Raw genomic sequence first — 17343 nt, 5'->3', positions numbered from 1 at the left:
CGCACGTGACGACCCTCCCCCTCCAGGGGAGGGTAAGCAGATCGCAAGCTATCCATCACAGACTGCGCTGGCCGCGCGCAACGGCACGGGCAATCTGGCCGGTGACGTAGCTCTCCGAACGACGGAAGCCGTCGAGATCCGGCGTCGCGATCTGCACATGGATCGTGTTGCCACCGCCCTGCGCGGCGACACCGAGGCTGCCATCCGCGGTGCGTTGCAATGGCATGATCGCTTCCGGCCCGGACTCGCCGGCGAGGCCCGTGCCGCCGCCGGGCATCGGGAAATAGCTGGGCGTGCCGATCACGCCGCCCGACGCGAACGCCTTCACCGTATCGCTCACACCAGCCTTGCCCGCGCCGCCGAACAGGCTCGAGACCAGCGAGGAAATACTCGATGACATCGCGCCCGCGCCGGCCTGCAGAGCCGATTTCGCCGCCAGGTCCGACATTTTCAGCGCCAGCGATTTCAGCACGTCGTCGAACTTCTGGCCCGATGCGACCGAACTCGAAAATGCCTGGGTCATCACTTTCGAGAACGTCGTCGCGGCTGATGTCAGGCCGGCGGTCTTCGTGGTCATGCTGTCGAGCGTGCTCGACGCCGCGGAGAGGTCACTGGTGTCACTCATGGAGAAGCTCCCCGGAATCCGGAAACTGTTTCATCAATGCGTCGAGCGCCCCGCGATCCATCGGCGTGGATACAGAGCCACGCACGGCCGCGATGGCATAAGCGAGCTCACGCGGCGTCATGCGCCAGAACGCATCGGGCGACAGCCGCAGCACGCCGAAACCGAATTGCATCGCCTCGGCCCATGGAAACGGCGGGGGCTGTGTCATCGCGCGGCCTGCGGCGTATCGGTGAAGGTCGCGGCAATCAGTTCGGCGGCGATGCCGACAAAGCCTGCGGCCCCGCCCGGCACGGTCATGGCCGCGACCTCGTCGTCACTGATCGCCTCGCCTGCCCCGCGCAATCCGGCGCCGATGATGCGGATGAGATCACGCGCCGACATCCGCCCGGAGCCGAAACGCTCGGCGAGTGCCGCAAGGTCATCGGCGCCGAATGCGCTTTCGAGCTCCGCCAGCGCACCGAGCGTCAGCACCAGCGTATGGCTGCGGCCACCGAGTTCGGCGGCGATCTCGCCGCGCAATCTGTTGGGCATGGTGATCTCCGTTCTTACCCTCCCCTGAAGGGGGAGGGTCGGTGAGCAGCGCGCGAAGCGCAATGCGAGACGGGGTGGAGTGAAGCCACAAGCACCGTCGATAAACATTCACCCCACCCCGCCACGTGCTACGCACGTGACGACCCTCCCCCCCTCCAGAGGAGGGTAAGGGTCACACCGCGGCAAAGGTCAGCGCGCCCGCCGATTCCAGCGCGAGATCGAAGCTCACTTCGCCATTGTGCTCGCCGGCGAATTCGAGACTGGCGATCTGGAACAGGCCGGTGATGGTGCCGAAATCCGGCACCAGCACCTGGCAGTTATTGATGGTGCCGTCGAAGAACGCCTGCCGCACCAGCGCATCGGAGGCGCCGTCCTTGAACAATCCGCGGCCGGAAATCGACGCGCGCCGCACGCCGGCGCCGGCCAGCAGCTCGCGCCAGCGATCGACGGATTCCGCATGGGTGATGTCGACGATCTCCGCATTGAAGGCGATGCGCCGGCTGCGCAGTCCCGCCACCGTGACGAAGGCCGTGCCGTTATGGATCTTGATCAGCAGATCCTTGCCCTTCTGTGCGCCCATCGCGTGCTCCCTTTAATCCTCTGGTTCGGTGACGGCGCGAAACCGCACCACGGCGTGATAGGTGCGGCCATCGGCCTCGCGCCGGATATCGGCGATGGCAAAGCGCAGATTGACCAGCCGATGGCCATCAGGCGTCAGCGGCGCATCATCCAGCGCCTGTAAGAGCGCGCCGGTGATGACATGCGCCTCCTTGTGGCCGCCCTGCCGCGACCAGGCATGCAGCGTGAGCTGATGCTCCTGCACCGCGCCGTCATCGGCGGAGACATCGACGATGCGCGCATCGCCGAGGGTCACATAGGGAAACGCGGCATTGGCAGGCGGCTCGTCATAGACGCGGTGACCGCCGAGCGCGAAACCCAGCGCGGTGTCGACCTTGAGCGCATCAAAGATCGCCGCGCGCAAGGCGACTTGAGCTGCGGGCATGGCATGATCCCTCTTTCTGACCCTCCCCTGAAGGGGGAGGGTCGATGCGAAGCGTCAGCGAGCATCGGGGTGGGGTGAAGCCACAACCACCGTCGATGAACATTCACCCCACCCCGCCACGCGCTACGCACGTGACGACCCTCCCCCTCCAGGGGAGGGTAAGATTCAGTTCAGTCGATGCGCCATTCGGCATCGATCTCGACGAACCGGCGCTCATCGATCTCGCGCAGCGCGGTGATGCGATAGATCTTCGCGCCGTCGATGAAGCGATGCCGCAGGGTCAGCGCAAAACCGCCGCGCAGGATGATGCGCAGATGCACCAGCGCGCCGTCGGCATCGGCCTCGACTTCGTGCGTCATGCGCGCCGGCAGCACGGCGGCCCAGACGGTCGCGACGGCGCTGTAGCTGCGCGCGACGCCGCCCTGCCCGTCATCGGCCTCATCGGGCGCCTCGATCACCAGGCGTGTTTTCAACCGTCCGGGATCGATCATAGCGACAGCCCCCGATACGGCGCGGTCAGCGCGTGCAAACCTGCGGGCTGCATCACCGCGCTGCCGCCGCTCGTCGCCAGACCGCGATTGTCGTACCAATGCGCCAGCAGCATCTTCAGCGCATGAATGAGATCCGCCGGCACCTCGCTCGCAAGCGCGCCGAAGCCGCAGATCACATCGAGCTCGATGCCGGCGACACTGCGCCCCGGTGCGGGCAGTGCCCAGCACGGCGCCGCGATGACATGCGCAGCGCGATCGACGACAAAACTCTCGACCTCCAGCGCATGCGCGACACCACTCGCATCGAACACCCGCGCGGCGAGCAGCGTCTGCAGCGGGCCAATGCGCGGGCTGATGCGCCCATTCGCCGGCCATGCATCCAGCACGACGCGCCAGGTCTGGTTCAGCAGCGCCCGGCGTGTCAGCGCTTCCACATGCGCGCGGGCGGCGGCGATCAGCGCGGTGATGACCGCGTCATCGTCGGCGTGCTCGACACGCAGAAATTGTCTGGCCTCGGCAAGCGACAGCGGTTCGCTGGCCGGCGGCACCAGCAGAATGGCGGACATGGGGATCTCCGGGAGGCTCGTGTGACCATTCAAGGAATTGACATCGCGGGTCCGCGGGGCTGACATCCCCGCCATGATTCAGACAGGTTCCCGCATGCCGCCGCGCCCACGCGTGACGCGGCGCTTTCTCGCCATTGCCAGCATTGCGCTTGCATCGCTCATCTCAATTCCCGCTTCCGCGCTCGTCGGCGGCGCCAGCGCGCGCGATGACGAGATCGGCCGCGCGGTGATCACCATTGTCGGCTCGCGCGGCAATTTTTGTTCCGGCGCACTGATCGCGCCGACGCTGGTGCTGTCGGCGGCGCATTGCGTGACGCCCGGCGCCAGTTACAAGATCGTGCTCTATGACGCCCAGCGGCAGCCGCAATTGCTGGCGGTGAAGCGCGTCGCCGATCATCCCCAGTTCAATGCGGAAGGCATCAAGGCGCATCGCGCCAGCGCCGATGTGGCGCTGCTGCAGCTCGCAGATCCCCTGCCCGGCAAGACCGCGCTGCCGCTCGGTGTGCCCACCGAGCCCTTCGCCGCCGGGCAGAATTATCTCGTGGCCGGCATCGGCGTCGCCGCGCGCGGCGACGGCAAGAGCGGCGGCACCGTGCGCGCGGCGCAGCTCACCTCCACCAGCCATCCCGGCAAATTGCAGATAAGACTGGTCGATCCCGCGACCGACAACACACGCGACGGCCTCGGCGCCTGCACCGGCGATTCAGGCGGGCCCGTGCTGCAACAGCAAAATGGCCGCAACATCGTGATCGGCGTGGTGTCGTGGTCCACCGGCGCGAAGAACGCCGCCGGCTGCGGCGGCCTCACCGGCGTGACGCCGCTGACACTGTATCGCGACTGGATCCTGCAGACGGCACGCGCCTGGGGCACGCCGCTCTGATCGCAGGCGCCACTCAGGCAACGCTGCGCAGGCCAGCGCCGCGCAAGGCAGGTGTCGTTAAGATCCGTGAAAGGTTCTCCGCTATGATCCGCGAATCATGGGAGTCTCCGACATGCTGCGCCTGCTCATCCCCGCCGTTTCCGTGGCCATTTCAACCGCTGCCCTGATCGCGGGCGCGCAGGCCGCTGACATGGCCGGCCAGGGCCGCATCGGCCGCCTGTTCGACGAGCCGGTGGTGAAGAGCCGCCGCGTGGTGGTGGTCAAGGACGAAAAGCCGATGGAAGAGCCGATCATGCAATATGCGCCGGAGGTGGATATCTCCTCCATCGTGCACGGCTATTACGGCAAGCCGAATTCCTATTATTACCGCAACTATTACGGCACTCCGTCCGAGACGATCTTCAGCCGCGCGCCCTATGGCTGCGGCTATTACGGCTATTGCTGAGCGCCGCGCGGAACAGGCGGCGCCGGCCGCGGAGGTTTCAGACTGCGACAGCGTTTTCCTGCGACAGCATTGTCTTGCGACAACATTGCCTGCGACATTGTGATAGTGGCGTCTCTCATTCTTGTGAACTGCATTTCCGAAACGCCTCCCTAGCTAGAGGGGTGCTTCAGAGCATCACGGGAAGCCGGTTATGGGAAAAGAAGAAAAGACCGAAGCCGAACTTGAGGAAATGATCGCCCAGCGCATTGTTGTCGGCGGCGTCTATGTATCGGTCCGCAGGGATGCCCTGCTCGGCTGGCGGCCGATGGTGATCACCGCGCCGAAACACGCCACCTATGCCCAGCAGCTCGCCGACGAAGTGGCCGTGGAACTGCGCAAGAAGTTCGTGCTGAAGGATTGAACCTGTCCACACCAGGAATTCCGGGCGCATGGTCCCATGCAGCAGTATCGCCTGCGGCATCACATGCGCCCGTATCGCCTAGTCTTTCTTCTCGGTCACATTGCTGATCGTCTTGACGCCATTGCTCTCGGTATAGGTCACCGTGACGCGCTCGCCGGCATGCAGCGACTCCGGAACCGTGCGCAGCCTGAATTTCTCCACCGCGCCCGGCGTATTCGCGCCGACGGTCTCGCCAGCCGGCGCCTGCTTGATCACCACTTCGCTGGTGGTGCGATCGAGGATCGTGACAACCCCTGTGAAGGTCTGGTCAGCAGCGTGAACCGCCGATCCCGCAAAAGATCCCATCACGGCAATCACGGCCGCACACGCGACGCGTTCGGTCAGTCTCATTGTCGTTCTCCCAAAGCTTGCGTGAACGGAGGTAACGACGGCAGCGGGGGAATGGTTCCAGATGCGGAGCTTCATCGCAGTGAGGAACTGCACGCATGCGAACGACGGCGCTCACAAAAAAAGCCCCGGCGATGCCGGGGCTTTCGAGTTGGTGCTCGGGAGATCGATAATCAGTACTTCGCGATCACCGGGCCACCCCACTTGTAGTTCAGGCGGCCGAGGATGAGGTCGGTGTCGCCGCCAACGGAGAAGCCGGTTGCGCTGACGCCGCCGGGTGTCGTGAAGGTCGCGCCGTGGCGGTTCTCGAAGATGTGGTTGTATTCCACACCGATGGTCCAGTTCGGCGTGAAGCCATATTCGAGGCCGACGCCGACAGTGCCGCCGAGACGGGTGTTGTAGCCGGTGTCTGCCGTCAGCGCGCCGGCTGCCGTCACGAATTCATAATTGCGATTGGTGATCGACGCACCGCCCTTCACATAGAGCAGCACATTGTTCCAGGCATAGCCGACCTGACCGGTGAACAGCCCGAAGGCATCCAGCTTGGAGCGGATGGAGGCACCCGGCACAAAGAGATTTGCGCTGCTGCCGTGGAAATCGGCCCAGTTGCCCTGCGCTTCCAGACCGAACACCCAGCCTGCGCTTTGCCAGCGATAACCGACCTGGCCGCCAAACGTCCCGCCATTGGCTTTATAGTCGCCGAAGAAGGTCGGCACTGTATCGAACGTGCGGTGATCGCCGCTCTCGCCCCAGCCGCCATTGATACCGATGTAGAACCCGCTCCAGTCATAGACGGTGGCGATCACCGCCGGCGCCTTGGTATAGGGACGCGCAGCCAAATCTGCGGCGGATGCCGAACAGGCCGAACCCAGGATCGCGACGCAGCTGGTCGCCAGCAACAGTCTTTTCATGTCCAGTTCTCCCCGATGGTGTGTCTTGACCTCCGTGAGTAGAGGACGATCCCGGCCCGCGCGCTGTAGCCGACTCGCCACACACGCGCATTTTCGAAGCGCCACAACTCACCGAGATACCGGCCTGGTTGTTATTCCCCACCGACTGCGTGATTGGTCACAATACCCTGATACGCGGTCCGCCGCTCGTGAAGCTGCTCATGAGGGAGGTGATCCCCCACACCATGGCGTCGAGTCTGTCAGGCGAACGCCCGCTCGACAGTCCCTCGACTCCGAAGTCGCACATCTCGTCTTCGAGGTCGGGGAAGCAGCCGACGTGTTTCACCTTGCCCTGCTCATAGAGCGCCGCCACCGGCTCGGCGCGCAGATACTTGCCGCGCGTCGCGTGCACTTCCTTCAGCGGCACCGTGTGATCGACCTCGCGCAGCACCGCGCGCACCATCTCGCCGCCCATATTCACTTCGGCGACGATGTTGTTGGCATTGAGCCGGCGATACAGCGCCACCGCCTTGCTGGCCCAGGCTGATGGCGAAAGCCCCGCTGCCGAGGCATCTTCCAGCACATAGAACCAGCCGCTCTCGGCACGCCCCACTGCGACGATGCCGCAAGCATCCGCGCCCTTGCGCGACGTGCCCGGTGGATCGATCGCCACCACGATTTTCGACAGCGCCGGCGGCTCGACCACGCGGCACGCCTCGATCAGCGCGCGCGACCACAATGCGTCCGGCCGATCCTCGATCAGTTCTCCATCCAGCTCCTGCCGCCCCATGCGCGTGCCGGCATAGCGGCCGACCACGGCGTCGAGAAAAGTTGGAGACAGATAATCCTTGTTGGCTATTGTTGGCGCCCGCGTCACTCGCGTGCGCGGATCGACGAGCAGCCGCTTGATCAGCGGCAAAGGGCGCGGCGTGGTGGTGATCAACTGGCGTGGGCGCGCGCCGAGCCGCAATCCGAATTGCAGCGTATCGAATGCGGCTTCCGCGTAGCGCCACTTCGCCAGCTCGTCGCACCACGCAGCCTCGAATTGCGGGCCACGCAGGCTCTCGGGATCATCAGCAGAAAACACCTGTCCGACAGCACCGTTCGGCCATTCCAGCCGCTTGCGCGTTGCGGTCCATGTCGGCCGCTCGGCGCGCGGGCCAACCCGCAGCAGGCCGGACTCGCCCTCCACCATCACCTCGCGGGCATCGTGCTCGGACTCGCCGATCAGCGCCACACGGCCATGTGCATGATCGGCATAAGGCGGCGTGCCGCGCACCAGCGCCCGCACCCATTCGGCGCCGGTGCGCGTCTTGCCCGCACCGCGCCCGCCCAGCATCAGCCAGGTCGTCCACGGTCCACCATTATTGCCTATCTCGCTGTGTTCCTGGTGTGCGTGAGCGAAGCAGGCAAAATCATGATGCAGCCGCAGGCCCGTGTTGAGGCCCTGCGTCTGCACAAAGGTCTCCGTCAGTCCTGCTCTGGACAAACGCGTCCATGCGTTGCGCAAGCGCGTGACGGAATCCAGCGATGTCGGCGGGCAGATCGTCATCGGCGTTCACACCTATCGCATTTGGCTCGCGCAGACGGCGCACTTTAAACAGTGTCTCCGTCAATGTCGCCAATGTCCGTGCTGTACGTTCGGCCTCAAGGGTACGAAGCGACACCGGGCCAAATTGGCTGCGCTGCGCTTCAACCTTGCGCAATTCTTTCTCGACCGCCTGCTCCAGACGGGCCGCAATGTTTGGCGAAAGAGCGGTTTCGCTCGATGCTTCAGATCCGCTCTGTTCAATCGGCAGTTCGCCTGCCGCAGCAGCACCGATGGCCTGCACGGCCACAAGGTTCAGGCGCAACGATTCAGGCAAATCGCGCATCATGCGATCCTTCCGCAGCGTCCAGCCTTGCTTGCGAGCAAGCTTCTCAAGACCGCTACGGCTCATTCCGAGGTCGAGTGCTATGGATTTCTGAGTCTCGTCCGTTTGCTCATAGCGCTGGCGTGCATGCTCAAGCAATTCGGGCGTGCAGCCGCGAGCGGGGCGACGGGCAAAGGGAGGCGACATGACAAGCCAACCGATTCGGCGCCGCATGGGGCGGCGTTCCATCTCGAGTAGATCTATTGCTCGATATCCATCAGGGCAACTTCGTAAGTATCACAGAAGTAATATTATCGCCTTCACCAATAACAAAGGGGAAGTTTGATCTTGGAAAAAGAGGTGAAGAAATCGCCACCTGAATGAGCTTTTTTGTAGTATCGTTTTCGTCTCGCACTGATTTGTTTGAGAACGAAAATGCCGGCTTGTCACTGATAAAATTAGCGACCGCTCGACTATTCAACTCTTCATCTGTCATCGAGACGGTAACCAACTGAAACGCAGCACCAAGCAGAGACCCCAGTTGCTCTCGTAGCAACTCGTTTTCATTTATCCGACGGATGGGTGCTGAAAGCTCGATTGCTTTGACGATTTCGCTGTAGCGAACACGTAGTTGCGTCGCGGATACACCATCAAATCCTTCAACCTCGTTTGCAGCCGCATCCGGTTTCCGGGTCTGTTGTGGCGATGCGTCTTGATAGTAATCTTCAATCGTCCCGTTACGCAGGACGACACAGCCGGCATCAGCCAACACCTCAAGCAATGCATCGAAGCGATGACGCAGACCATGAAGCATCTCGCCATTTGGCAATTGCATCATATTGTGAACGTTGGCGGCGAGCAAAAATGCGACGGTCGCCCGCCGCTTAGCTTTCGCATCATTGAGATCTTCCGACTCGCGAGAGGTCCAATATCGATGACTCATCGCGGCAGTTGCTACAGAATCCCAATGCTTATCGACAAACTCGTAGAGCGAATTTCGAATCGGCCTATCCAAAGCAGGCAAGTTTTCGGCACCAAGCTTGTGCACAAGCGGGCCCGCCTCCACCATAAACGTTGCCATAATTTGGCTGTCATCAACCAAAAGATCTAAGTCTCCAAGGACAAAAACCTTTTTACTCATCAAGCGAAACAGCTTCGCCGTTTCCGGAAATTGCCCTTTGCCAGTAACAGGCACGATTTGTGTATTTGCCCCAAGTATCGGATGTTCTAACGAGCGAGCCACGCCAGACACGACGATCTCGTCACTCGGCCCCTCTACGAGAAGTATGTTCCGCGCGAATAGCGCCAACTTGTGATTTTCGCTTAGCCGAGCGATTAGCGCCGACAGTTTCTTGTTCTTTAGCTCTCCGGCCTCCATGTCGATCTGAGATGGAGATGTCTCTCGATCGGCAAAGAAAACGAGACTCCTTAAATCGGAAATCCTACGCAAGGGAACCATGCTCGGCGAATGCGTAGCCATCACGATCAGTTTCTGATTACCGACCTCTGTGGGATATCCAGAGACATTCACTATCTCTTGCAAAAGAAAGGCTTGAAGCTGCGGATGCAGGGAAATCTCTGGCTCGTCAATGATCAGGGCTGATATATCGTAATCATATAAAGCAGCAAGTAACGGTACCAGTTGTAGTAGACCGCTAGCCTCAACGTTGGCAAAGTAGACCTCACCTCCGGTCGTAGGCGCAAATCCAATCGTTAGACCAGCCTGCGTCCATTCCAGCCGAAGGCGACGTTGGTGGAGTGTTTGCAGTCGAGCTTCAACTTTCAAAAGTAAATCTGGGCGCGCTTTAAGGCGCATAAACATGCCTGGCGCGCCTTCGTATTCAGCCCAAGAATCGGACCAACCACGATTTCCAAGCGCCGCAGGTTGCGTGTCTAAATGTGGTGTCAAAGAGGTAGATCGAAACCCCTCAAATGCGCTGGCACGGCCAGCCGCGAGATAGACTACCTTCTTTGGCCGAAATATCTCGCGGAAACGCTCGCGAACTCCTTTGAGGATGGTCGTCTTTCCAGCAGCATTTGGGCCAACGAAGATGGTAAGCCCCCCTCTGATTTGGAGGTCTACTTTTTGGCCGCGAAACAGTCCGGGAGAAGGTGGGAGCGTAACGTCGAACGGGAAGGATAAAGGCGGAGATGTCGGCGGCACGGACACAAACATTCTCCTAATCGACTGACTTTTCGGTTGCTCTTATATTCCAGTTGTATCCTAGCGGCTAACGAACAGCAAAGCGGATATCTCGGTTGCCCGATCTCCCTCTACCCGAACTCAACCCTTTTCTCCGAGACTAAGCCACGGGCACATGAGGTTCAGCAACAATTTTACAGACGTCCGATTTTGCCGCCGCATTCTCGGGCTTTACTCGAGTCACACCTAACTCACCGCAAACTTCAGCACCTTGATCGCGTCAAAGTCCTGCACCCTGCCCCGACCCGCTTTGTCGTGTAAAACAGCACATAGGGCTTGGCGTTATAGAGAGCGCGCAGCACCCGCACACCCTGGCGGTCCACGATCAGATAGCCCCTGCGGAAGTCGCCGAAGGCGATGGAGAGCGAACCTGCGGCGACATCCGGCCTATCTGCGATACACGCCGCGTGGGTCAAATCAGCCTCACACAAGCTCCTTCTGGCAATCATGCATCGCACAACCGTCGCCATCGCTCTCGCGCAGTGACGCGCTGATCAGAAGGAATGCCCGTCGTGCTGCGCCCCCTCGCCTTCGCCTGCATCGTGGCTGCCGTGACGCTGCCGGCGGCGGCCGCCGATCTCTCGGGCACTCCGCGCTATGGCCATGGTCAGGTGGCGGAGCCGGCACCGCTTGTCGGCGGCGGGCGTTTCCTTGCCGTCGAATCCCCGCCATTCGACAAGGTCACCACTTATTCGTCCCCGGGCGGAGCTCCAATTCAGGTTCACCGTTATTTCGGTCCGCCGCAGGTTTCCTATTACTACAGCCATTATGGTGTGCCGCCGGAGCTGCTTGTTGGCCGCCAGCAATTTGGCTGCAACTACCGCTACTGCTGAACCAGGCAATGGCGGGCGACGGCACATCGCCCGCACCGATCGCCCGCCCTCAGCTCACTGCAAACTTCAGCAGTTTGATCGCATCGAAGTCCTGCACGCCGCCGCCCACCCGCTTGGTGGTGTAGAACAGCACATAGGGCTTGGCGCTATAGGGATCGCGCAGCACGCGTACACCCTGGCGGTCCACGATCAGATAGCCCCGGCGGAAATCGCCGAAGGCGATGGAGAGCGAACCTGCGGCGACATCCGGCATGTCCTCGGTATCGGCCAGCGGAAAGCCGATCAGGCTGGCGCGGCCCGAGGCGGTGGCCGGTGGCTGCCAGAGATAGACGCCGGTGGAGTCCTTGAACTTGCGGATGGCCGCCTGCGTCCGGCGGTTCATCACGAAGGTGGCGTTCTGCCGGTAGCCGGGCTTCAGCGCATAGATCAGATCGACCAGGCTGTCGGAGGGGTTCGACGCCGCGAAGGCGCCGGCCGCGCCGGTGGCGATGGTGCCGATATTGCCCCGGCTCCATGAGGCGTTGGCCACTGTGGTGTAGCTGAGAAATCCCTTCGGCTTGTTGACGCCGTCGCCCGAGACGAAGGCCATGCCCTCCTGCTCGGCGAAGACCTGATCGATCTCCCCGGCGATCCAGTCGTCGAGATCGACGGCCGCATCGTCCAGCAGTGTCGCTGTCGCAGCCGGCATGGCGTAAAGCTCCATCGCCGGAAACGACAGCACATCGAATGTCGGCGAATTGGTCTGCGGGCGCGCCGCCGTTTCGCCGATCCAGCCGGTGCTTGGCCCCGCCGTCATGAACGGCTTCTTGTAGAGCCCGCTGGAGATCCGGCGCACACCTGCAATGCCGCGGATCGGCGAGATCATCGCGAGCCGTTCCGCGATCACCGTGTCCAGCTCGACCGGCACCAGATAGCCGCCATCGGTATTGGAGCCGACCGACATCGCCTTGGTCTCGATCTGCCGCAGCCCCTCGCTCTCTCCGGATCGCACATAGGCATCGAAAGCCGACTTGTGTTCGGAAGGTTGGGGGCGCACGGCGCTGTCCGCAGCAAGTGCGGGCCGCGCGCCCTTCAGGGACAACTGATCGAGGCGCCGATGCTGCGCATCGAGCGCCTGGTTGATGCGATCGACCTTCTCCTCGAGCAGCACATCGCTGCGCTTGTGCTCGATATCAGCCAGCCGTTCGTCATTGGCGGCCTTGAATTCCTCGAAGGTATGTCGCAACTCGTCATAGTCGTCGCGCGCGCCATTCGAGAAGCCGGCTTTGTGTTCGGGGGCAGCATCGGTGATGTCGAAATTCATGGTGTTCTCCGGGGTTGAAGACGTCGGTCGTCTGGGTAGAGACATGGCGAAGCTGCACGCGCAACGACGTCGCGGACGTTCACAGGTCCTGAACGATCGGCTCAGGGCCGATGGAACGGCCTAGCAGCGACATGAAATTTGATCTGGAACAGGGAACCCGCTAGCCTGAACGGCGTTTAGGCTTGTCCGGTAGAGTGACACACACGGAGTTGGCGATGACGAAGCATGCGCAACCACCGATGACGAAATACGACCAGTTCCTGCAACAGGCGCAGCAGGAAATGATCGCCTTCGAACAGCGCGAGAGCGCGTTCCGCAGGCAGGACCGCGAAGAACGCGCCGAGCGCCTGCACCTGCCGATCGATCGCGCTGAACTGCATTAGAGCCGACTTGCGCTAGAGCGGTCCGCGCGTGGCCCGCGCTCCGCGGAGCGCAGCGTCGTAGCCGATTTTTCCCAGCGCCATTTTCCTTCCGGCGCGAGAGCGTAGCGAACAGGCCTGTGCAGGCCCGCGCGCTGCGCTCCCGCGCCGTGTCACGGGCGCCGGTGCATCCGCGGCGCCGGCAAGACCTGTCCGATGTGAGCTTGCGAGGTTTGTCCATTCGCGCGCGGCAGCGCAAAGGCCGCCTTATGCTCGGGCGCAGCGTCGGTGATGTCGTAGGTCATGGTGTGGTCTCCGTGGGGGTTCGTGAACGTTAAAGGAAATCGGGCACGCGAACGCGCCGCGCGCGGCGTTGATTGGCGATGATCGAGGTCACTTGTCTCGGACGCGGCGGAACTGTGCGGAATGGCACAGACCCGCCTCCCCCGCTCTGCCTAGGCTGCTGCAAGCGGGGATCCGCCCCGCCGGGGGAACGACATGCGCAACATCACCATGACTGGAATGCTCGCCGGCCTGGTCGCGGCCGGAGCCGCGCAAGCGGCCGATGTGACCGTCAAGGCGCCGCGGCTGCCGCCGGCCGAGACCTCGTGGGTGCCGCACTCCGGCTTCTTCGTCGGCATCGGCGGCAGCGCCAATACGCTCGATTTCGGCACCCAGAATGTCTATGCGGTGGGGACGTCGAACGTCTTCACCAACGGCGTGCTGACCTCCTCGGGATCGGCCGCCGGCCCGGCGACGCTGTATCCGGACGACCGTGCGCAGATCGCCTTCTCGGCGCAGGGCGGCTACTTCTCCCGTTTCTCCGGCAGCGACTGGCTGTGGGGCGCCAAGTTCGGCTACAGCTATCTCGGCGCCAGTTCCAACATCCGCGCGGCGCTGCTGCCGCAGGTGGGATCGTTCACGCCGACCGGCACGAGCACGGTGGTGCCGTTCACCGGCAACGCGCTGGTGCAGTCCTACCAGATTCATATCGATCACCAGATGACGTTCGTGCCCTTCATCGGCCATGCGTTCGACCGCGGCTTCGTCTATCTCGGCGCCGGCCCGACGCTGACCCGGGTCCGCACCGACCTCAACGGCCTGATCGGCTTCGCCGACCTCAACGGCAACCGCACCGACGTCTCCGGCGCGCCGATCAACCTGACCAGCAAGAGCTGGGTGCTCGGCGGCGCCGCCATGGTCGGCGCCACCTACTTCCTCGATCCGACCTGGTTCGTGGATGTGAACTACATGTTCGCCATGACCGAAAACAACACCGCGAACTATGCGAGCCCGTTCACCAATCCGAACGGCACCGGCGGCACCACCAACCAGGGCACCATGGTCGGCACCGCCGCCGCGCGGACCCAGACCCAGGCGATCACGGCGACGATCAACAAACTGTTCTGAGCGCGCATCGCGGCGCGGCGCGTTGTCCTCAGCGCCCGGCGAACCGGGCGTGGGCGGCGACGCCGTGCAGCGCGCGTTTGCGATCGGCGCGGGCGCGCAGCGAACAGGCCTGGACAGGTCCGCCCGCTTTGCGCCCACGCCGGATGACCAGCGCCGGTGCATCCGCGGCGCCGCTCAAATCGGTGCGATATGAGTCGATGACGTGTTGGCCGGTGAGCTGGGTCCAGTCGCGCTCGGCCTGATCGCGCAGGCGCGAGCACGGCGCGTCCTTCACGGCGCTCACCCGCGCGCCGTTCAGCAGCGGGAACGTGACGATGGAGACTTCCCAGAGATCGACCTGATAGAGTTTGCGCACCCGCGTCTTCGGCTCGATCTGGCCGCGCTGGGTGCGATAACCGATCGACAATCCGTCCACCGCGCCGGCCTGCAGCAGCGCCAGCAATTCGCGGGCGCGTGTCACATCCGGGATCAATCGGCCCCGCGCCCATAATCCGCGCAGGTCTTCCTTCATCTCGAGCCAGACGCCGACGGGCTCCGAGGGATCGTGCTGGAACAGCATCGGGATCTTGCGGAGACCGCGCTGCTTCAGCGTCTGCGTGAAGGCGCCGGGCATCACCATGTCGCGCGCCTGATCGATCTCGCCGAACAGCGAGGCATAGCCCTCGATCACGCCGTCCGGCGTGAGTGCGAGGCGCGCGGGGGATGGCTGGGGGGATGGCAACGGAGATGGCAACGGAGCATGCATCGGCGGCCTCGCGAGATGCGGGGGAAGAAGAGCGACAATCGATGTCAGGAGTGTCCCCTCTCCCCCGGGCGCAGCGCAGCTGCGTCTGGCGGGAGAGGGTCAGGGAGAGGGGGCGCTACAAGCACCGGAGCCTGCGGCTCCCTCTCCCGTCTCGAATGCACGATGTGCATTCGATCCACCCTCTCCCGCGGCGCACGGCTGCACCGTGCTGGGGGAGAGGGGAAAAAAGCGAACTACACTTTCGTGCGCCGCATCGGCTTTCGTCGCGCCGCCGGCTTCAGCCGCGGCCTCGAAGCGATGGCCTTGCGCTGCAACTGATCGAGATGGGCGAGAAATTCTCTGAAGACGCTGAGATGATCCTTGCCCGCTTTCGTCTCCGGGCGGATCGAACGCATCACGTCGTGCAGACTGTCCATGGAAGATCCCTTTCAGATGTCGTCGGTATCGTCGCGCATGCGGTGGCGGCGATGCGCACGGCGGTTGAAGCGCGCGAGCTGGCGCACGAATTCGTCGAAGCGGCGCGAGGCGCCGGCGAGTTCGCGCAGCGCGAACAGAGCCGCGGCGCTGGCCACGCTCGCCCACAGAAACAAAGCGAGATGCGCGAGGTCGCCGCGCTCGGTGAAAATGCGGATCAGGTCATCCATGGCGATTGTCACTTCCATCTTGCGCGCGCACCCGCTGCCGCGTTCGCGCCCCGTCGAACCTTTCGGCTGATGCCGCCGACCAAGCAGCAACGCCGTCCCGGCTCCCTCGCCATCCGAGCACGACACATGCACCCGAACGCACGATCTGGCCTGTCCTTGCGCCTGTCCTTGCGCCTGCCGCTCTGCAGCACGCTGATGGCACTGGCGCTGGCCGCCAGTGCCGCCGCAACGCCGACTTATGCCACTGCTGCCACACTGGCCGGCCCGGGCGGCGATTACGCCATGTGCCTGAAAGGCCGCAGCGTGAAGGCGATGGCCGCCTGCGACCGCGCCATCGGGCTCGACTATTACCGCGGCGGCGATCTGGCGGCGCTGCATCGCAGCCGCTCGCTCTTGCATGAGACCTATAGCGAAACGGATGCAGCCATCGCCGACGCCGACGCCGCCATCCGGCTCGAGCCGGACGACGCATCGGGCTACGCCATGCGCGGCCACCTCTGGCAGGTCATGAAAGTGTATGACCGGGCCATCGCCGATTTCAGCGCAGCCATTCGGCTGCGGCCCGACGATGCAGACTTCTACAAGGACCGCGGCAGCATCTGGTTCGACACCGCCAAACCGGACCAGGCCATTGCCGATTTCGATGCCGCGATCCGCCTCGCGCCGGACGACGCCTCCGCCCATGAAAGCCGCGCCCGGGCCTGGAAAGACAAGCACGATCTCGACCGGGCCATCGCCGATTACAGCGAAGCGATCCGTCTCGATCCCACCAATGCCGTGACAGTCTATTGGCGCGGCCGCACCTTTGACGACAAGGGCGACAGGGACCGCGCCATCGCCGATTTCGAGACAGCGATACGGATCAGCCCGGACTATCCCAGCGCCTATAACAGCCGCGGCGTCATCCACTACATGCGGAACGATCTCGACCGCGCCGTCGCCGATTTCAGCATGGCCATCAAGCTCAACCCCGAGTCCGAGCTCTATCTGTTCAACCGCGGCGCGGCCCTGATCGACAAGCACGAGCCGCTACGCGCCATCGCCGATTTCGATGCCGTGCTGACGCACACGCCCGACAATGGCAAGGCGCTGTATTACCGCGGCGTGCAGAAACGCGTCACCGGCGATGCCGAAGGCGCACTCAACGATATCGCCGAGGCGACCCGCATCGATCCCGACTGGGTCGCGGCGCAAACCACGCACTAGACGGCTTTGAAGGGGGCCGTTGCACGCAGCGCCGCGCATCGGCATCCCTAGCGATCGCGGTGGACGTCCCAGTAATTGGTCACGCCTTCGTCGTGGTTCCTGCCGCTGGGCGGCGCCCGCGGCGTGTGCAGGAAGGCGCGGTACAGAACGGCGAGGATTCCGATCAGCAGCAGCAGCGGCAAGATCCAATCCGGCATCGGTGCATCTCCTCAGTCTGTCGTGGCGCCAAGCATCGCCGGTGTCACAGTCATGGCGATCACTCCGTCCGCGTCGCCGCCGCGCGGCGCAGGCGCCAGAACCACACCAGCAGCAACCCACCAGCACCGATGCCGACAAGACCACCGATCACCAGTGCCTGCACGCGCTCAGTGCCGGATGACGACAGTGCCACGACCGCGCCGGCCACGAGGCAGGTCGCTCCTACGGCGTCCCCGACCCATGGCCATCGCGCTGTCACCCAGCCCCAGACGAGCTCGGCAAAAAATTCGACGACGGTTTCGATGATCGAGGACATGCCAGCGTGCCGCTTCAGTTGCGTTGCCGGTTAGGCGTCGCGGCGCGGTCTTTGG

The 17343-nt window shown here is 63.3% G+C and carries 26 protein-coding genes and 1 pseudogene; 7 read left to right on the top strand and 20 right to left on the bottom strand.

The genetic code is table 11. The features are described 5' to 3' along the window. Window positions 1–55: 55 nt before the first annotated feature. The 7 genes from AB8A50_RS02510 to AB8A50_RS02480 form a co-directional block, all read right to left on the bottom strand. Window positions 56–625, bottom strand: coding sequence for a phage tail tape measure protein (locus AB8A50_RS02510; protein WP_439076685.1), 570 nt, complete (start codon window positions 623–625; stop codon window positions 56–58). Next, complete coding sequence (locus AB8A50_RS02505; protein ID WP_439076683.1) at window positions 618–833, bottom strand: rcc01693 family protein; 216 nt, start codon at window positions 831–833, stop codon at window positions 618–620. The genes AB8A50_RS02510 and AB8A50_RS02505 overlap by 8 nt, the downstream gene beginning before the upstream one ends. Continuing rightward, complete coding sequence (locus AB8A50_RS02500; RefSeq protein ID WP_439076681.1) at window positions 830–1156, bottom strand: gene transfer agent family protein; 327 nt, start codon at window positions 1154–1156, stop codon at window positions 830–832. Before AB8A50_RS02500 ends, AB8A50_RS02505 begins: the two co-directional genes overlap by 4 nt. Window positions 1157–1328: 172 nt before the next feature. Continuing rightward, window positions 1329–1736 (bottom strand): phage major tail protein, TP901-1 family, encoded by a 408-nt coding sequence (locus AB8A50_RS02495; RefSeq protein ID WP_309944715.1) that lies wholly within the window; start codon window positions 1734–1736, stop codon window positions 1329–1331. A gap of 12 nt (window positions 1737–1748) precedes the next feature. Beyond that, a complete protein-coding gene (locus AB8A50_RS02490; protein WP_439076680.1) occupies window positions 1749–2159 on the bottom strand; it encodes a DUF3168 domain-containing protein in 411 nt (136 codons plus the stop codon). A 170-nt stretch (window positions 2160–2329) separates the two neighbouring features. Continuing rightward, window positions 2330–2650 (bottom strand): head-tail adaptor protein, encoded by a 321-nt coding sequence (locus tag AB8A50_RS02485; RefSeq protein ID WP_439076678.1) that lies wholly within the window; start codon window positions 2648–2650, stop codon window positions 2330–2332. Continuing rightward, the gene (locus AB8A50_RS02480; RefSeq protein WP_439076676.1) at window positions 2647–3216 is read right to left on the bottom strand and encodes a head-tail connector protein; all 570 of its coding nucleotides are present in this window, start codon (window positions 3214–3216) and stop codon (window positions 2647–2649) included. Before AB8A50_RS02480 ends, AB8A50_RS02485 begins: the two co-directional genes overlap by 4 nt. Window positions 3217–3310: 94 nt before the next feature. Here AB8A50_RS02480 and AB8A50_RS02475 point away from each other — a divergent pair, with 94 nt between their 5' ends. From AB8A50_RS02475 to AB8A50_RS02465, 3 genes are all read left to right on the top strand, one after another. Continuing rightward, on the top strand, window positions 3311–4096 hold the full coding sequence (locus AB8A50_RS02475) for a S1 family peptidase (protein WP_439076674.1): 786 nt from the start codon (window positions 3311–3313) through the stop codon (window positions 4094–4096). Between the two features lie 112 nt (window positions 4097–4208). Further along, entirely contained in the window at window positions 4209–4541 is a 333-nt protein-coding gene (locus AB8A50_RS02470; protein ID WP_439076673.1) for a hypothetical protein, read from the top strand. Window positions 4542–4731: 190 nt separating this feature from the next. After that, window positions 4732–4941 carry a hypothetical protein gene (locus AB8A50_RS02465; protein WP_089267048.1) on the top strand — a complete coding sequence of 70 codons (210 nt, stop codon included), beginning with the start codon at window positions 4732–4734 and terminating at the stop codon, window positions 4939–4941. A 78-nt stretch (window positions 4942–5019) separates the two neighbouring features. On the opposite strand, the gene AB8A50_RS02460 is transcribed toward AB8A50_RS02465, so the two are convergent. From AB8A50_RS02460 to AB8A50_RS02435, 6 genes and pseudogenes are all read right to left on the bottom strand, one after another. Further along, on the bottom strand, window positions 5020–5331 hold the full coding sequence (locus AB8A50_RS02460) for a hypothetical protein (RefSeq protein WP_439076671.1): 312 nt from the start codon (window positions 5329–5331) through the stop codon (window positions 5020–5022). 170 nt (window positions 5332–5501) lie between these two features. After that, window positions 5502–6239, bottom strand: coding sequence for an outer membrane protein (locus AB8A50_RS02455; RefSeq protein WP_439076669.1), 738 nt, complete (start codon window positions 6237–6239; stop codon window positions 5502–5504). A gap of 157 nt (window positions 6240–6396) precedes the next feature. Continuing rightward, complete coding sequence (locus AB8A50_RS02450) at window positions 6397–7557, bottom strand: DNA-packaging protein (protein WP_439079906.1); 1161 nt, start codon at window positions 7555–7557, stop codon at window positions 6397–6399. Between the two features lie 76 nt (window positions 7558–7633). Next, the gene (locus AB8A50_RS02445) at window positions 7634–8305 is read right to left on the bottom strand and encodes a hypothetical protein (RefSeq protein ID WP_439076668.1); all 672 of its coding nucleotides are present in this window, start codon (window positions 8303–8305) and stop codon (window positions 7634–7636) included. A 43-nt stretch (window positions 8306–8348) separates the two neighbouring features. Continuing rightward, entirely contained in the window at window positions 8349–10247 is a 1899-nt protein-coding gene (locus tag AB8A50_RS02440; RefSeq protein WP_439076667.1) for an ATP-dependent nuclease, read from the bottom strand. Window positions 10248–10460: 213 nt separating this feature from the next. Beyond that, a pseudogene (locus AB8A50_RS02435) lies at window positions 10461–10666 on the bottom strand (phage major capsid protein); the annotation flags it as partial. Window positions 10667–10786: 120 nt separating this feature from the next. Between AB8A50_RS02435 and AB8A50_RS02430 the strand changes: the two are divergent. Continuing rightward, complete coding sequence (locus AB8A50_RS02430) at window positions 10787–11107, top strand: hypothetical protein (protein WP_439076666.1); 321 nt, start codon at window positions 10787–10789, stop codon at window positions 11105–11107. A 49-nt stretch (window positions 11108–11156) separates the two neighbouring features. Here AB8A50_RS02430 and AB8A50_RS02425 read toward each other — a convergent pair whose 3' ends face one another. Next, window positions 11157–12410, bottom strand: coding sequence for a phage major capsid protein (locus tag AB8A50_RS02425; protein ID WP_439076664.1), 1254 nt, complete (start codon window positions 12408–12410; stop codon window positions 11157–11159). Window positions 12411–12625: 215 nt separating this feature from the next. Between AB8A50_RS02425 and AB8A50_RS02420 the strand changes: the two genes are divergently transcribed. After that, window positions 12626–12793 (top strand): hypothetical protein, encoded by a 168-nt coding sequence (locus AB8A50_RS02420; protein ID WP_175367463.1) that lies wholly within the window; start codon window positions 12626–12628, stop codon window positions 12791–12793. A gap of 149 nt (window positions 12794–12942) precedes the next feature. On the opposite strand, the gene AB8A50_RS02415 is transcribed toward AB8A50_RS02420, so the two are convergent. After that, complete coding sequence (locus AB8A50_RS02415; protein WP_439076662.1) at window positions 12943–13074, bottom strand: hypothetical protein; 132 nt, start codon at window positions 13072–13074, stop codon at window positions 12943–12945. Window positions 13075–13267: 193 nt separating this feature from the next. Between AB8A50_RS02415 and AB8A50_RS02410 the strand changes: the two genes are divergently transcribed. Continuing rightward, a complete protein-coding gene (locus tag AB8A50_RS02410; RefSeq protein WP_120290836.1) occupies window positions 13268–14179 on the top strand; it encodes a hypothetical protein in 912 nt (303 codons plus the stop codon). 28 nt (window positions 14180–14207) lie between these two features. Here the strand turns inward: AB8A50_RS02410 and AB8A50_RS02405 are convergent, their stop codons facing one another. From AB8A50_RS02405 to AB8A50_RS02395, 3 genes are all read right to left on the bottom strand, one after another. Further along, window positions 14208–14924 carry an HK97 family phage prohead protease gene (locus AB8A50_RS02405; protein ID WP_439076660.1) on the bottom strand — a complete coding sequence of 239 codons (717 nt, stop codon included), beginning with the start codon at window positions 14922–14924 and terminating at the stop codon, window positions 14208–14210. Window positions 14925–15157: 233 nt separating this feature from the next. Beyond that, window positions 15158–15340 carry a hypothetical protein gene (locus AB8A50_RS02400; RefSeq protein ID WP_439076659.1) on the bottom strand — a complete coding sequence of 61 codons (183 nt, stop codon included), beginning with the start codon at window positions 15338–15340 and terminating at the stop codon, window positions 15158–15160. Between the two features lie 12 nt (window positions 15341–15352). Next, window positions 15353–15568: a hypothetical protein gene (locus AB8A50_RS02395; RefSeq protein WP_089267037.1), complete on the bottom strand. Its 216-nt coding sequence runs from the start codon at window positions 15566–15568 to the stop codon at window positions 15353–15355. A 126-nt stretch (window positions 15569–15694) separates the two neighbouring features. Here AB8A50_RS02395 and AB8A50_RS02390 point away from each other — a divergent pair, with 126 nt between their 5' ends. Next, a complete protein-coding gene (locus AB8A50_RS02390; RefSeq protein ID WP_439076657.1) occupies window positions 15695–16774 on the top strand; it encodes a tetratricopeptide repeat protein in 1080 nt (359 codons plus the stop codon). A gap of 47 nt (window positions 16775–16821) precedes the next feature. Here AB8A50_RS02390 and AB8A50_RS02385 read toward each other — a convergent pair whose 3' ends face one another. Together AB8A50_RS02385 and AB8A50_RS02380 are read right to left on the bottom strand one after the other, a co-directional pair. Next, a complete protein-coding gene (locus AB8A50_RS02385) occupies window positions 16822–16971 on the bottom strand; it encodes a hypothetical protein (RefSeq protein WP_158596823.1) in 150 nt (49 codons plus the stop codon). Between the two features lie 59 nt (window positions 16972–17030). Next, window positions 17031–17288: a hypothetical protein gene (locus tag AB8A50_RS02380; RefSeq protein WP_089267034.1), complete on the bottom strand. Its 258-nt coding sequence runs from the start codon at window positions 17286–17288 to the stop codon at window positions 17031–17033. Window positions 17289–17343: the final 55 nt, after the last annotated feature.

It is taken from the genome of Tardiphaga sp. 841_E9_N1_2 (genome assembly GCF_051811065.1).
In the GTDB taxonomy this organism is placed as follows: domain Bacteria; phylum Pseudomonadota; class Alphaproteobacteria; order Rhizobiales; family Xanthobacteraceae; genus Tardiphaga; species Tardiphaga robiniae.
The sequence above is the reverse complement of the archived record's forward strand: the minus strand, read 5'-3'. Positions and strand labels throughout refer to the sequence as shown.